The organism is Gelidibacter salicanalis, assembly GCF_016469035.1.
Lineage (GTDB): Bacteria > Bacteroidota > Bacteroidia > Flavobacteriales > Flavobacteriaceae > Gelidibacter > Gelidibacter salicanalis_A.
The window spans coordinates 17,871-32,544 of the sequence record NZ_JAEHJZ010000018.1 but is presented as its reverse complement, the minus strand read 5'-3'; the positions used below and the strand labels follow the sequence as shown (position 1 = coordinate 32,544).

9 protein-coding genes are annotated in these 14,674 nt (G+C 35.7%); 3 read left to right on the top strand and 6 right to left on the bottom strand.

What is annotated here, in order from left to right; genetic code table 11:
• The 5 genes from JEM65_RS08120 to JEM65_RS08100 form a co-directional block, all read right to left on the bottom strand.
• Nucleotides 1-2,331, bottom strand: a complete 2,331-nt coding sequence (locus tag JEM65_RS08120) for a chondroitinase-B domain-containing protein (RefSeq protein WP_233530579.1) — start codon at nt 2,329-2,331, stop codon at nt 1-3.
• Nucleotides 2,332-2,698: 367 nt separating this feature from the next.
• Nucleotides 2,699-3,973 carry an Nramp family divalent metal transporter gene (locus JEM65_RS08115; protein ID WP_199598447.1) on the bottom strand — a complete coding sequence of 425 codons (1,275 nt, stop codon included), beginning with the start codon at nt 3,971-3,973 and terminating at the stop codon, nt 2,699-2,701.
• A 25-nt stretch (nt 3,974-3,998) separates the two neighbouring features.
• On the bottom strand, nt 3,999-5,882 hold the full coding sequence (gndA, locus tag JEM65_RS08110) for an NADP-dependent phosphogluconate dehydrogenase (RefSeq protein ID WP_199598446.1): 1,884 nt from the start codon (nt 5,880-5,882) through the stop codon (nt 3,999-4,001).
• 11 nt (nt 5,883-5,893) lie between these two features.
• Entirely contained in the window at nt 5,894-6,943 is a 1,050-nt protein-coding gene (locus JEM65_RS08105; RefSeq protein ID WP_199598445.1) for a polysaccharide lyase family 7 protein, read from the bottom strand.
• A gap of 27 nt (nt 6,944-6,970) precedes the next feature.
• On the bottom strand, nt 6,971-9,274 hold the full coding sequence (locus tag JEM65_RS08100; RefSeq protein WP_199598444.1) for a chondroitinase-B domain-containing protein: 2,304 nt from the start codon (nt 9,272-9,274) through the stop codon (nt 6,971-6,973).
• A 905-nt stretch (nt 9,275-10,179) separates the two neighbouring features.
• On the opposite strand from JEM65_RS08100, the gene JEM65_RS22365 reads away from it, so the two are divergent.
• Together JEM65_RS22365 and JEM65_RS22360 are read left to right on the top strand one after the other, a co-directional pair.
• Nucleotides 10,180-10,566 (top strand): hypothetical protein, encoded by a 387-nt coding sequence (locus tag JEM65_RS22365; protein ID WP_233530578.1) that lies wholly within the window; start codon nt 10,180-10,182, stop codon nt 10,564-10,566.
• A 72-nt stretch (nt 10,567-10,638) separates the two neighbouring features.
• A complete protein-coding gene (locus JEM65_RS22360) occupies nt 10,639-10,902 on the top strand; it encodes a hypothetical protein (RefSeq protein ID WP_233530577.1) in 264 nt (87 codons plus the stop codon).
• Here the strand turns inward: JEM65_RS22360 and JEM65_RS08090 are convergent.
• Nucleotides 10,891-11,706, bottom strand: coding sequence for a phage integrase SAM-like domain and Arm DNA-binding domain-containing protein (locus JEM65_RS08090; RefSeq protein ID WP_233530576.1), 816 nt, complete (start codon nt 11,704-11,706; stop codon nt 10,891-10,893). The genes JEM65_RS22360 and JEM65_RS08090 overlap by 12 nt on opposite strands.
• A 751-nt stretch (nt 11,707-12,457) precedes the next feature.
• On the opposite strand from JEM65_RS08090, the gene JEM65_RS08085 reads away from it, so the two are divergent.
• Nucleotides 12,458-14,299, top strand: a complete 1,842-nt coding sequence (locus JEM65_RS08085; RefSeq protein WP_199598443.1) for a right-handed parallel beta-helix repeat-containing protein — start codon at nt 12,458-12,460, stop codon at nt 14,297-14,299.
• Nucleotides 14,300-14,674 lie beyond the last annotated feature (375 nt).

Genomic DNA, 14,674 nt, shown 5'->3' with positions numbered 1-14,674 from the left:
TTATTTTTTACGTATAATTCCAAGGTCTGAACCATCTGTGGCTTTTCCTTTCAATTCTGACGCATCGGATAATTGAAAGGTACCATCCTTGAATTTAGGATTTAAATTCCATGAATTTTTAACGGTATATTTCTCGTCGCCGGTAACCTCAATGGCATCGGTATTGTAAAAATTGTTATTCAAAATATTTACAATAGGTTCACCAACCACCAAATGCATATGAAGTGCTTTCGAATCATTGAAAATATTATTTTCAATGTCGTTTACCTGAACACCATACAAAGATATTGCAACATCGTATTTGTTTTTTGCACCATGACCTACATTATCAAACACGTTATGATCCATTTCGAGAAATGGTCCGAAGGTACTTTCATCTTTCCCGCCTCTGTACAATCTCAAAGCTGCGCCTTGCAAATCGGTAATTATATTATTTTTCATGATAAGGTACTCGACGTTATAAGCACCAATATCATCGGTTTCTTTATCCAAAGCCGCAATGTTACCGGTGATGTTTTTAAATGTCGAATTTTGAATGCTGATGGTATCTGCAAATGTACCTTTGGAAGCGCGCAATACATCAAACGAATGGTTGACGACCATATTTTGAAATGTGCAGTTATCAATAAACAACTTGTAATTTTCCAACATCGAATTTTTACTCGTACTTATGACCGAATTGCCTGCGTAATCTGGGGATTTTTCGCCATCAAACGTGATATTTTCTAAAGATAAACTTCCGCCATTTTGAATCTCAAAAGCCATCATGCGTTCAAACATAATGGTTGCTTTTTCTTGTCCAGAAGATTTAAATGTTAATGGATGATTTATTTGAACCGCTTTCGTTAATAGATAATTTCCTCCTGCTTCCAATTCTATAATATCGCCAGCTTTAGATGTATTTACAATCTCAAATAAGGTATTGATTCCAGCTTTTACTTTAAGTATTTTACCAGAATTTAAGGCTACGTTGTTATCTTTCTTTGAATACCACGTTGTTCCTGTGTTTTCTTTGGTGGCAATATTTGGACTTATCGTCACCTTTGTTTTTATTTCATTTGATGTAGGAATTAAAAACCCTTGTTCATTTTTTACCAATTTTATATCGGCATTTATAAAACCTTCCTTAATACTCGTCTCTGAATTTCGACCTAAAATATTATCCTTAAATGTGATCCCACTAATATCATCGTAAACCGTAATAATGTCTTTCTTGTGTTCATTATATATAATATTTTTCGAAAATTCAGACGTTTTAGGTGCTTGACTTCTTTCAGCATCACTGCCAGCACCAAATAAGATATGATCGCAATTGATAAACGTGTTATGGTTCACTTTGGAGTCTATGACTGGCACATAGCGATTGGGTGGTGAATTTGGCACACCATTCATCATCACAAAAGCACCTCTAAAACGATATCCTGTTAGGCCAATATGATAATTATTGATGACTGTTTGGGTCTCGTTGATGACACGAACGCCACCTGTACTAGGTTTTCCGTTACCTATAAACACATTACCGTCCACTAAGGTTTCATTGCCGTGACGCATGGTCAACGTCCCTGTACACTCAAAGAAAGTATTGTGCTTAAAGGTGTTTTGACATGATTTGTTTGAAATAATTTCGTGCTCACCATTACATCTATCAAAATAATTGGACGCTACCAACGTGTTCGAATTTTCCAATGCATTATGACTTGTTCCAATTCTCAAGGTCTCGCCTCCATTATTTCCAAAGGTTGGTCGAGGTCCAAAATAATTATGGTCAATTTTATGGTTGTTTTCTATACTCCCTCTTGTATCCAAACCAACGATCATTGTCACACCCAAATTCTTTTTACCAGAAATATGATTATGATCTATCCGATTATTTTTACCATAAATGGTAATCCAGTAATCCTGCACCTGACGTTCAGGATTGTTGTAATTGTCAATCACACATTCTGTCAGTCGGCTATTGTTCGCCATTTCTTCTCTGCTTTTTCTAAATGAAATGACGGCGTTGGTTGGTGTATATCCGTTTTTAAACACCAAACCTTCTACTATTAAAAAGTCGCCTGCCATTTGTAAATTTGAAGCGCCTTCTAACGTTACCTTTCCTTTTTTTTCGACGGTAAGTGTGATGGGGTTATCTTTTGTTCCTATGCCTTCAAAAACCAGTTCAGCATCTTTCCAAACCCCATTTGCCAGCGTAATTGTGGTACCAGGCTTTGCATTTAAAACTGCTTGATTGAATTCTGAAATAGTACTGACCAAATCGTTGTTTTGTGATTGGGACCAGGAAAAAATAAGACTAATTAGTAGTAAGGAAAGCTGTTTTAAATTCATCATATTTAGCGACATTAAACTGGTTTACCAGATTGGTTTACCAATATACTCGATTTTTGGTGTTATCCAAAAAATATATAGACATTTAACATAAATCTATATTCAATTGATTATCAAATACTACTGCTCAATTAAACATTTTGAAAATTAAACTAAAAACAAATTTTAAAATGTCGTCCATAGCTGCCATCTCAAAGCGTCGCCTCTTGCCTTTATTTTATCTGATAATTCATATTACTAAGATGACATACCTACGGATTTTTCAGTTCCAGAGGAGCGTAGTCCTTGTAGTAGATAACCTCATCATGACTCTTAAGCCCCATCGGAGCGTCCTCTATTGCAACAATATGATTTTTAATGAAGAGGATGTTTAAAAATAATCCATTAATGCCAATACCCCATTGTACGAAATGATACATGCAAAAAGAAGTGACGCGTACAGCCCAATATTGACAAAAACACCCGTTTTATAGCCTTGCATTATTTTCTTACTATTTACCATTAATATGATTCCAAGAATAACAATCGGCAAGACAAACACATTAAATACTTGTGACAAAATTTGGACTTCAATTGGGTTTGCTCCAAAAGCAGGTCCAATTAACGCCACTAAACAGGCGATGGCCGTAATAATTCTAAACTGTCTCGAGTTGGTATCCAAAACTCCCGACTGATAATCAGCGACCAATAATGGCGCTATCAATAAACAAGGAAAAATAGAGGATAAACCAGCGCTTAACGCTCCGAAAAAGAAAATAGAAACTGCCCATTTACCCGCAACTGGCTCTAAAGTATTTGCCATATCGAGTACTTGAGTAACCACTTTTCCTTGGTGAAACAACGCACCTGCTGCCACTGCCATTATGGTAGCACTTATTAAGAATATTAAAATAGCAGCGGTTATAGAATCTTTTTTTTGCTGACCTAAATTTTTTATAGTCCATCCTTTTCCTTTTACAAAAAGAGGTCGCGACAAAAATGTAGCCGAGGCCATCGTAGTCCCAACAAAAGCAGCAACTAACATTTTACCACCAGGCACATCTGGAATGGTAGGTATTAACCCTTGAATGACATCTGCCGGAAGTGGCTGTACAAAACATAATGAAAGAACGAATGACAAACCCATAAGTGTTACGAATATGACCAGAATCTTTTCGAAAAACGTATATTTTCCCACGAGCATTAGCAAGTAGAAAATAACGATGATGATAATGGCTGTAATTAAAACCGTTTCATATTTATAGGGAATCAAGCCTTCAAAATTTGCCGCTAATATTTCAAAAATAATATTGGCTGAAATGCCTAAAATACCCATCAGGGAATTCCATTGTCCAAAAGTGATCCCTACGATAATTAAAAGGGCTAAAACCTTACCAAACTTTAAATGCTTTTTAAATCCGTAGAGCGCCGTTTCGCCAGTAATCAAAGCATAATTACCATAGGCAAACATTAAAACTCCTGAAAATAAACAACTCAATAATAGCACCCATAATAACTGCATTCCAAATTTGCTTCCGGCAACAATCATTGCCGTTACGCTACCTGTGCCTATGGTATAACCAATGGCAAAAATTCCAGGACCAAAGCCCAAAATAATCGCGATAAATTTTTTAAGTAAGGACTTTTTATTTTCGGATGTTGGCATGGTGTGGTGGTTTTAGTTTAGTTCTTTATTTCCAAGTACTATGGTAGAATTTTCCAGAATCATCATCCAATCGTTGAAAGGTATGTGCTCCAAAATAATCGCGTTGTGCTTGTATTAAATTTGCAGATGACTTTGCTATGGCGAAATTGTTTAGGAAATTAACAGACTCGCTTAAGGTTGGAATTGGCAAATCATTTAAAACACATTGGGAAACTACTTTTTTAACGGCTGGTTTTGATTTTTTTATCTGTTGGATGATGTGCTCATTGGTCAACATGTTGTTGGTTGATTTGAATACCGTTACCAATTCAACCATCAGGTCAGATTTGATGATGCAGCCATTTGTCCAGATTCGTGACAGTTCACTCAAATTTAAATCCCATTTATAGCTTTTTGAAGCTTCATCTATTAATTTAAAACCTTGATAATGGTTTATCAACCGCCCAAATTGGTATACTTTTAGAATTTCATCATTCGTCACATCGAATTTAGAACTTTCATTGGATTGAAAATTTCCACTTGCAACTATTCGTTCTTCCTTATAAAATGAGGAATAACGAGCAAACAAAGCGGACGCTATCATGGTACTTGGTACTCCCAATTGAGCTGTTGCAATAGTTGTCCAGTTGCCTGTACCTTTATTGCCAGCTTTGTCCATAATTTTATTTACCAACCAATCATCGCCTTCTTTTTTCCTCAAAATATCAATAGTGATTTCTAACAAGTAACTATTGCTATGCGCTTTCCACGATTCTAAAATATCAGCAATTTGGTCAGGATTATTTCCCAATGCTTGTAGCATCGTAAACACTTCTGCCAATAATTGCATTTCTACATACTCAATGCCATTATGAACCATTTTCACGAAATGTCCACTACCTTCAGTTCCTATATAAGTACAACATGGTAAACCGTTTTCATCTTTTGCCGCTATGGCTTCTAAAAATGGATGAACAGCTTTATAACTTTCTTTATCGCCACCAGGCATAATGGATGGTCCATTCAATGCGCCTTCTTCGCCGCCTGAAACACCAGCGCCTACAAAATGAATACCTTTTGATTTTAAATAATCGAACCGTTCTTTTGTTTCATTATAATTTGAATTACCTCCATCAATTAAAATATCGCCTGCCGATAGAAACGGCATCAAATCTTTAATTACCATATCGGTAATTTTACCTGCATTGACCATAAGCATTATCTTACGTGGGACTTCCAAAGAGTTTACAAAAGATTCAATGTTGTTAAATGGAAGTGCTGACGATAATTCTTGAAATTCATGCTTGAAATTGATGGCAACATTTTCTTCAGTTCCTTTTAGTTCTCTATTGAAAATGGAAATCTTAAACCCTTTTTTGGCTAAATTCCGACTCAAACTTTTCCCCATGACTCCAAGGCCGAAGAGTCCAAATTCCGATTTATGATCTAATGCATCTTTCACTTTTTTCACTATTTCTTTTGGCGTTAAACGGATATCAACTTCAATGGCATTTTTAGGTTTTTCTAAGATGTCAAATTGAGATTGTAATAATTTTGCGGGCATAAAATGATTGTCGCGAGCTTTCATTCTTTTAATGATTTGTTTAAAACTACCCGACAAATACACCCATTTGTAGTTCTTTTCCAAACCGGAATTTAAGAGGTCTCGATAGCTTTGTTTTAAAGCTGAACAGACAATAACACAACTATTATTTTTTATTTGGTCCTTTGCCAACTGATTTAAAATAGCCAACCAACCTGCTCTATCGGCGTCGTTCAATGGCTGTCCATTAGACATTTTAGCAATATTTTCTTTGGGATGATAATCATCTCCATCGAAAAAAGGAATGTTCAACTCCTTTGCCAATAATTGACCTATGGTGCTTTTTCCAACACCAGAAACCCCAATGATAAATATGACTTTCTTCAATGTTTTCTATTTTATTTGTTAGGAGCTGTACCTTCGCCTACGGTCGCTTCCTTAAACCATACTTCGGCATAATCTCCATTTGCATATTGTTTGGCGATATCGCCATCATAAGTTTCTGACCCAGTACTCCACACCATATTATCTTCAGGATTCTTTCCGTTGGTTTGGTTATAAGCACCTTGTTTGAAATTTTGCGTCTCCCCAGCATAGGCATTTTTGCGTTCAATGCCGTCACGACCTATAGAGGCATATAAAGTCCATATTTGTTGAGGAATAGCTTCTTTTGTTGCAAAGTCTGATTTTAATAAATTTTTTGTAAACGTTTTAGTTTCATGACCGTCACTTGTAAACGTCAGATACATAACACCTTCGTAAACGTTTATTTCATAACTGAATTCTTCGCCTAAAGCAATCCCGTCTTCAGGTTCTGGAGGAGCGGTATCAGGACTTGTCCCAATTAAGGACATATCATACCCCCAAACTGCTGTTGAGAAATCCCATCTTCCCGAATTATCACCTTCAGTATTGATTTCGTAATTCCAATACACAGCCCCTTTGGTATGTCCAGGGAATTTTTTATAAAATATTTTTAAAGGTTCGTTTTCGTGACCTTCCTTACCATGAATTTGTCCAACAACTACCGAGTATGAAGCAGCAACTCTAGCATCACCGGAAGTTGACACATGCATCACTTTTAATGTGCCAGTTAATTTACCACCTTCTTCTGGTGTCCATTTCTCTCTTTGTCCTAATTCTGTCCTGGTATTGCTCGAATTTTGTGAGGTAATTCCAGAGTTCGGTGTTTTATAGACTACCCAATTAGTGTTTGCATCATTTTCAACATAAAAAAAATCTTTGTGTTCAAAATTTACTAATTCGTCAGAGTGCGTGCCATCTCCACAAAGAATACTCCATTCATTTAAAAATGGAAGAACATCACTTGGATATTTTGTTACATTTTCAGTTTTGCTTTTAGTGGTTGCGTCTAAGGTCGTTTTTGATTTATTTTTGCAAGCAACAATTGTTAAAAGTGTGACTACGGTATATACTATTTTTTTCATTTATAAATTGGTTTTATAAGAGAACTATTAATACATTAATTTAAGTTTCAAGTTTTGAACCACTTCAATCTTTCCTGAATTTTCAATGGTATTATCCACAGGTTTTTGGTCTTTCTCGCCCCAAAGCACGGCAATCAGTTTTACAGGATTGTTTTTAAATGTGTTATTAGAAAAATCGACATTCACGATGCCCCTGTTTTTTATGAGAATTTGGTCTGATTCCAGCTTTCCAGAATTGGTAACGGTGTTGTTCTGAAACACTAAATTCCCACCAATGGTCGACTCGTCATAACCGCCACGGTAATAATCGAGAATGGTTTCTTTGATATCGGTAAATTCAGTGTTCTTAATGATCACAAATTCGGCATTATAATCGCCACCATCATTTATTTCTTTATTCAAAAGGAAACCACGATTGCAGTTTTTGATAACTGAATTAACCACAGAAATTGTATCTGCAAAAGAACCTTTAGAGACTCTTAGCACGCTGTTAAAATTATCCAATTCTACATTTTCCAAAAATAAATCGTATGCTTTGGTCATGTTTTTATCCAAGGTTGCAAATGCATCTTGGTTGCCATTCCCTTTCAAAATGACCTCATTTATTTGAAGTCTTGCTTTCGGTTGCATTTCAAATGCGATACTATCAGAAGTGAACTGCAATTCAGCTTTTGTGTTGATATCTAATGAAGTAATTGTGATGTTTTTATTAATGATTAGTTTTTTATCAATCGTATAAACTCCAGATTTTAAAGCCAAAATATCACCAGAATTTGCTTTTGATAGTTGAACTTTAAGTTCATCAGCATTAGAAACTTGGAGTGTTTGTGGTTTGTAAGCTTCCTTTTCTGTTTCGAACCAATCGGCTCCATATTTTTTTTTGTCGATTAAAACAGGTCTATTTTTAACGGGAACTATCATGGCACCGACTGCGTTTTGCTTACTTCTTTCAGTTCCGAAAAAATCTGTTTTGATCGTTTCGAAATCAAATCCTCGATAGACATCTTCAAAATTCTCGATAGGCACGAATAGATTATCGGTTAATTTCTTCATCTTAAAATCTTTTCTGATAAGACCACCCGAAGTGACTCCGCTTTTATTTTCACTATTCAAAATATTCTTTTCAAACAGAACACCATCCACAGAATCATGGGCCACAATTGGATAATTATCTGGATTCTGGTTGTAAATTAAGTTGTTGGCAAGAATCATGCGTTCGGCTCTGGCAGAACGGATTTCAGATTTTGGCAATACTTCGCTTTGACTGACATTAGAACCAACACCAAATTGAAATGGCGATATGCAATCGATATAAGTGTTGTATGCCACAACGACATCAGTAACCTGATTATATCGATTTAAAGGAGATTTCGGAATGCCGTTCATTACTGCCAAAGGCGCTCTAAATGTTAAACCTTTTAGCTTGTAGAAATAGTTATTCGTAATCCAATGTCCGGTATTTATGACCCGGATGCCACCAATAAATTCTGAATTGTCATTTCCGATAAAAACGTTGCCATCGATTTTAGCATAGTTTCCATGACGCAACACCAACGAGCCTTCACTCTCAAAAAACACATTACTGGTAAACACGTTAAAGTTAGATTTACTTGAAATAATTTCAACTTCGCCATTGCAACGATCAAATAAATTATTGTGAACAATGGTATGCGATGGTGTCATGGATGTTCCACTGTCACCTATTTGTAAAGTCTCTCCATGTGGCCCACCTTTACGAGGTCTTGGTCCAAAATGGTTGTTGATGATTTTATGGTAATTCTTAACATTTTCGTTGCCATCTAATCGCACCCTAATTGTAGGCCCAAAATTTGATTTCCCGGCAATATAGCAATTACTCAACTCGTTATGTCTGCCCCAAAATTCCACCCAATGGTCCGTATCATCGCGATTGGGTTGGGTAAATTCTTCAATAACGCAATTGGTCACTTTGCAGTGCATTGCGACGGTTTTTTCATCAATTTTGAATTGAATGACATTTTTGGTGGGGGTATGACCATTTTTAAAATAAAGGTTCTTTACAATCAAGTAACTACCTCCTAGCTTTAGATTGGACGCACCTTCAATCGTAACTTTCCCAGGCGTTTCCGCTCTTAAAATGATTGGCTTGTCTTTGGTGCCATTTCCTAAAAACTCGATTTGGACGTCTTTCCAAATACCATTGGCCATGATAATATCATCCCCCGGTTTGCAGTCTTTAATCGCTTGGGTTAAAGCTGCAATATCATTAACATTAATTGAGTTTGTCGTAACGGGTTTTTCGCATCCAAAAAGTATACAAAGGCAGAATGCAACGGATATGAGTTTTTTCATAGTTCAAATTATAATATTTCACCTCAGCAAAAGCATTAGCATCTGTTGTGACTAGATAATTACCCGTTTTAAAATAATTTTCAAAAGGACATTTGGATGATATCACATAAATCTAAATTGGTTTACCAGATTGGTTTACCAAATATAGATATTTCTGTTGCATTATCAAATATTTCTTCAAAATTTTATTGAATCAGCAATTATGAAGAGGTAAACCTATCTTATTCTTATGCTCAAATTTTGTTAATCCGAATGGGAGCGTTTAGCCAAATGAAGAAGTATTGGCTATTTGGATTCGAAAGTGCGTAGCGTTATATTAATCTTGCGTTTACGTATTGATTTTATCAGAAAAACAGCATCAAAGAAGAAAACCCGTAATGATGATGGGGAAAGAGAATTTTAATTTATACACTTTTTATAAGTTCATCCATTTTGAACTGAGCTATTTAACTCAAAACATTCAATTCCGTTGTCATTGAAATAAACTGCACATTAATAATATATTTTCAATAACCGATTCTATTTTCTTTCTTTTTTATATTCTATTTGTCCAGAACATTGATTTGGAATGAAAGTTCTGAAACTGTAATATTATTAATGCGAATCAAGGGTAGAAAATAAACAAAAAAACAAGCTTAATTAGTTGAAAAACAACGCCTTAAACTTGTTTAAGTTATTGATTACCAGTATCTTAATAGTCAATTTCAACAAGATTATTTTGGATACAAATAGCAATAACAAGGATTACAAGTTAATAAAAATAATATGACTATGTCTGTGAAAAATTTGAAACACATTTACAATTTGAATGCGAACGCTTTAGCAATAATAATGCACCAAAACTTACAGATCAGGAAATTATAACCATTTATCTATTTGTGATGCAGCACCAAGGGATTATTAAAATGAACAAGATACATCAATTTGCAAGTGAATATTTAATGAGCTGGTTTTTTGATCTGGGAATTTACCAAGCCTTTAATTATAGAATAAACAGACTCTCTGGTGCCATGAGCACTTTAGCAGGCATGCTTTTAACCGAATTTGGCCCAAAGGGCTGTTCCAACAAGTTAAGCGTATTGGATTCTATGCCAATTATCACCTGTTCTGGAAAACGTTCAGGTAAAGTTGCACCCGAAATAACGAGCAAGGGATATTGTTCTACAAAGGGTATGTACTATTATGGAATGAAACTTCATGCTTTGGGGTTTTGCAATCCAAACAAATTGCCACATCCAGAGCAAATTATATTTACACCAGCTTCCGTAAACGACTTAACCTTATTTAAATAGCCCTGGTCCGAAATTGGAGACCGTACTTTCTTTGGGGATAAAATATATAATGACACTGCTTTTTTTCAAAATATGAATGCCAACTTTAACTCTGAAATGCTAACTCCCGTAAAGGCCGTAAAGGGAATGGCGGATGTTCTGAGAAAAATTGACAGAGCCTGTAACGACCTATATTCAAGAGCTGTGTCTAAAATCAGACAGCCCATAGAGGCATTGTTCAGTTGGCTTATTGAAAAATTCGATATACAGAAAGCAAGTAAGGTCAGGTCCACAAAAGGTTTGACCCTTCATGCATATGGAAGACTGACGGCGGCTTTTATAACACTAATTTTTTAACCCTTGATTCGCATTATCAATAAAATCTGACCATTTGAGCTGTATTACATCCCCAATTCTTATACCAGCAAAATACAAACTTATTAACCAAATATTTAGAGCGTGCTGCTGGAAAGGTGTTAGAGCTTCGGCTTTTTCAAGCAATTTAACTTCTTCCACTGTCAGTCCGATCTTTTGAGACTCCAAAAGTTTTATTGTATAACCGCCTCTACCAAAGGGATAGTAATTACGTTCTGCCCAATTCTCACCAATAGCTATATTGTAAATCGTTCTAATGGCAATCATATAATTAACTATGGTACGGTGAGCCAATCCTCTATTATTCTTTAAATAAGCTTCGAAACGTTTCAACAGATCAACAGTTAGCTCATTAAAATGTAGTTTTTCAGATTTCGAAAAAGTTTTAAACTTATCCATGCTACTTTTAACAACATCACGTTGATGGTATTGACCTCGCTCCTCTAATCGTCTCAATTGAATTTTAACGGCACTAAAAAAATCAAATCGCTCTTTTTTAACAATGTTAGTTTTGATGGTGGACACAGATTGATATTCTCGTTCAGACTGCACTTTGAGTAGACGCCTACTGGCTTCGCCTAGTTTAATAAATATTAATTGGTTAATAGACATGGCGTCTGGATGAGATTTCCTGACGAGACCTTTTTGCTCATTCCATTCCATTTTATCTATATATTGTCCAGTAAAAATGTAGGAAGTTTTCCTGTCTTTGGTAATTCTTATTGCAATTGGGTAAAACATTCGACCATTTGGCTTGTTTCTAAGTACTGTTTGAATTGATGCCATAACCTGATTTTTAGACTATTAAGGTGCGACATTTTAGGTACAACAAATGGCCATTTTCCTTGATATTAGATGATATCAAGGGAGCCTAAATTAAATGTAACCAATTGAAAATCAGTATATTTATGTGATTTCGATTTTCAATTCTGAATTTTCATAACCCGGAGGTCAGGGGATCGCAGCCCCTTATCGCTACTTTATAATCAGACAGTTACATTAATTTGTAACTGCTTTTTTTATAATGGTACAATATGGATCAAGAACAAAAAATTAGCTAGGTTTTTTATCTTTTCAAGACACTTCCTGTAAATCTTTTATAACCTACACAAAATGGCATTCTAACCAGCATTTGTAATTTACAGCAACCCTTATAAAAAAATGTATTAAGAACTGGATTTTCTACAAATTTCATGTAAAAAATGAACAACCTCGACCCAAGGGTACGAGGTATCAAGTAGAAGTTCCTTTTTTATTTCGACGCAGAGCGTCGGGGAATAAAACCCAAGGATCCCGCTAAAAAGCGGGATTAGTTCAACTAACAATTTTTAATTCATTGCTTCGCAACTTTTAAAAATTGAGTTTCACTAATTAAATTCATATTCCCCACAATGACGAATTTTTATGAAAATTGAATGATCATTTTAGCACGTGCACTTTTAGATTTACTGAGAGAATGAAATAAGAATGATATGGTATTTATTGTTCTATGGGCTTTATTCATTATTTTGTATCCTTAAAAATACCGTCAAAGCATATGACATTTAAAACCACCATGTTGAAAAAAATCTCCCTATTAATCTTGTTAGTATTTGGCTTAACCTCTACAATTCAGGCACAGAAGAAGACCAAGGTCTTTAAATTGGAATCTTATGGTGTATTGCCGGACCAAAGAGAAAATAGCGCTCCATTATTAGAGGCGGCACTTAAGAAAATTAAGAGCGAAATGGTCACTGCTGATTCGGTCGTCATTCAATTCAAAAAGGGTAGATATGATTTTCATACTGACGGAGCGGTTAGAAGGGAATACTACATTTCAAACCATGACCAAGATAATCCTAAAATTGTAGGCATTGAACTGGAAGGTTTCAAGAATATTACAATTGACGGGAATGGTTCTGACCTGATATTTCACGGACGCATGCTTCCTTTGGCACTGATTGAAAACAATAATGTTAAGATTAAAAATTTAAGTATCGATTTTGAAAAGCCTCATATAGCCCAAGTGAAAGTTGTGAAAAATGATACTATAGCCGGAAGCATCATTTTTGAAACTGCACCCTGGGTTACTTACACCATTAAAGATAGCATTTTTTACAATGCAGGCGAGGGTTGGGAAATGCAACCTATTGCAGGTATCGCCTTTGAAGAACAAACCAAACGCATTGTATATAATAGTGGAGATATTGCAGTCGGAACAACTGGTGTAAGCGAGCTATCCCCTGGTCTAATTAAAGCCCATCATTGGAAAAACAGCAAATTGATACCGGGAACCGTGGTTGCCATGAGAAGCTATCACCGCCCAACACCAGGGATCTTTATCCATAAAGGTGAAAATATAAATTTTGAAAATGTGAAAGTACATTATGCTGAAGGCATGGGCCTGTTAGCTCAGCTCACTGAAAACATATCATTGGATGGTTTTGAGGTAGCGCTCCGAGGTAAAGATGACCCGAGATACTTTACAACACAAGCAGATGCAACCCATTTTTCCAGTTGTAAAGGCGTAATTACCTCCACAGACGGACTCTATGAAGGTATGATGGATGACGCAATCAACATTCATGGCACCTATCTTAAACTATTAAAAAAAGTTGATGCACATACGGTAATAGCGAAATATATGCATCATCAAGCCTACGGATTTGATTGGGGTTATGCTGGAGACTCTGTCCAATTTATAAAGTCCAAAACCATGGATCTCTGGGACCATAAGAATACCATCGTTTCCATAACGCCAGTGCGTACCACTAAAAATGAGCCCATTAAGGAATTCAGAATTGAATTTGCAGAGGATCTCGGTAATGAGATTGATCCTGCAAATTTTGATATTGGCATTGAAAATCTTACCTGGACCCCTTCAGTAATCTTTACGGGCAATACCATTCGGAACAACAGAGCAAGAGGCGCATTGTTTAGCACCCCTAAACCAACGCTTATTGCTAACAATTTATTTGACCATACCTCAGGTTGTGCCATTCTATTGTGTGGCGATAGCAATGGCTGGTATGAGACTGGTGCTTCCACGGATGTCACAATTCGCGATAATAAGTTTGTGAATGCGCTTACCAGTATGTATCAATTTACATCAGCCATCATTTCCATCTATCCGGAAATTCCAGATTTGGGAAATCAAACAAGCTACTTCCACTCGGGCATTCGTATAGAAAATAATGAATTTGAAACGTTTGATCATCCGATTCTTTATGCTAAATCAGTGAATGGGCTAATCTTTAAAAACAACACAGTGATTACCAACCAGGAATATCCCCCATTTCATTCCAATACGAATGCAATTCTTTTTGAACGAGTGCTGAATGCGGAAGTGACCGATAACACACTAAACGGAAAAACCATAGATCTGCTGAATAGAGAATAGCAACGCAATTAAATTTTCATACTGTTTGAACTTCAAGTTTGAGGCTCCAATAAAAAATTGACCTCAAAGCTTTCTGCGCAATTATCATATTTTAGAAAACTTGTTAATCAAAAAATTAATAAGTTTTTTTTGTTTTATATGGTTTCAACTGACCTGTCCAGCTGATTATATTGGAGGGAAGTAATTTTAATAGTGGCTTAATAATGGGCTGTCCGCTAAAGTTCTTACTTTTGTCCATATCTCTCGATTTTGTGGTAAAAACAAGATATAAAACTAAAGCGGGAAATCCTTTATGGAAATCCCGCTTTTAAAGAGGTTTAATCGGACACTACTAATTATGAATTATTCAAACGCCGTAGTTAACACCTCTCTCAC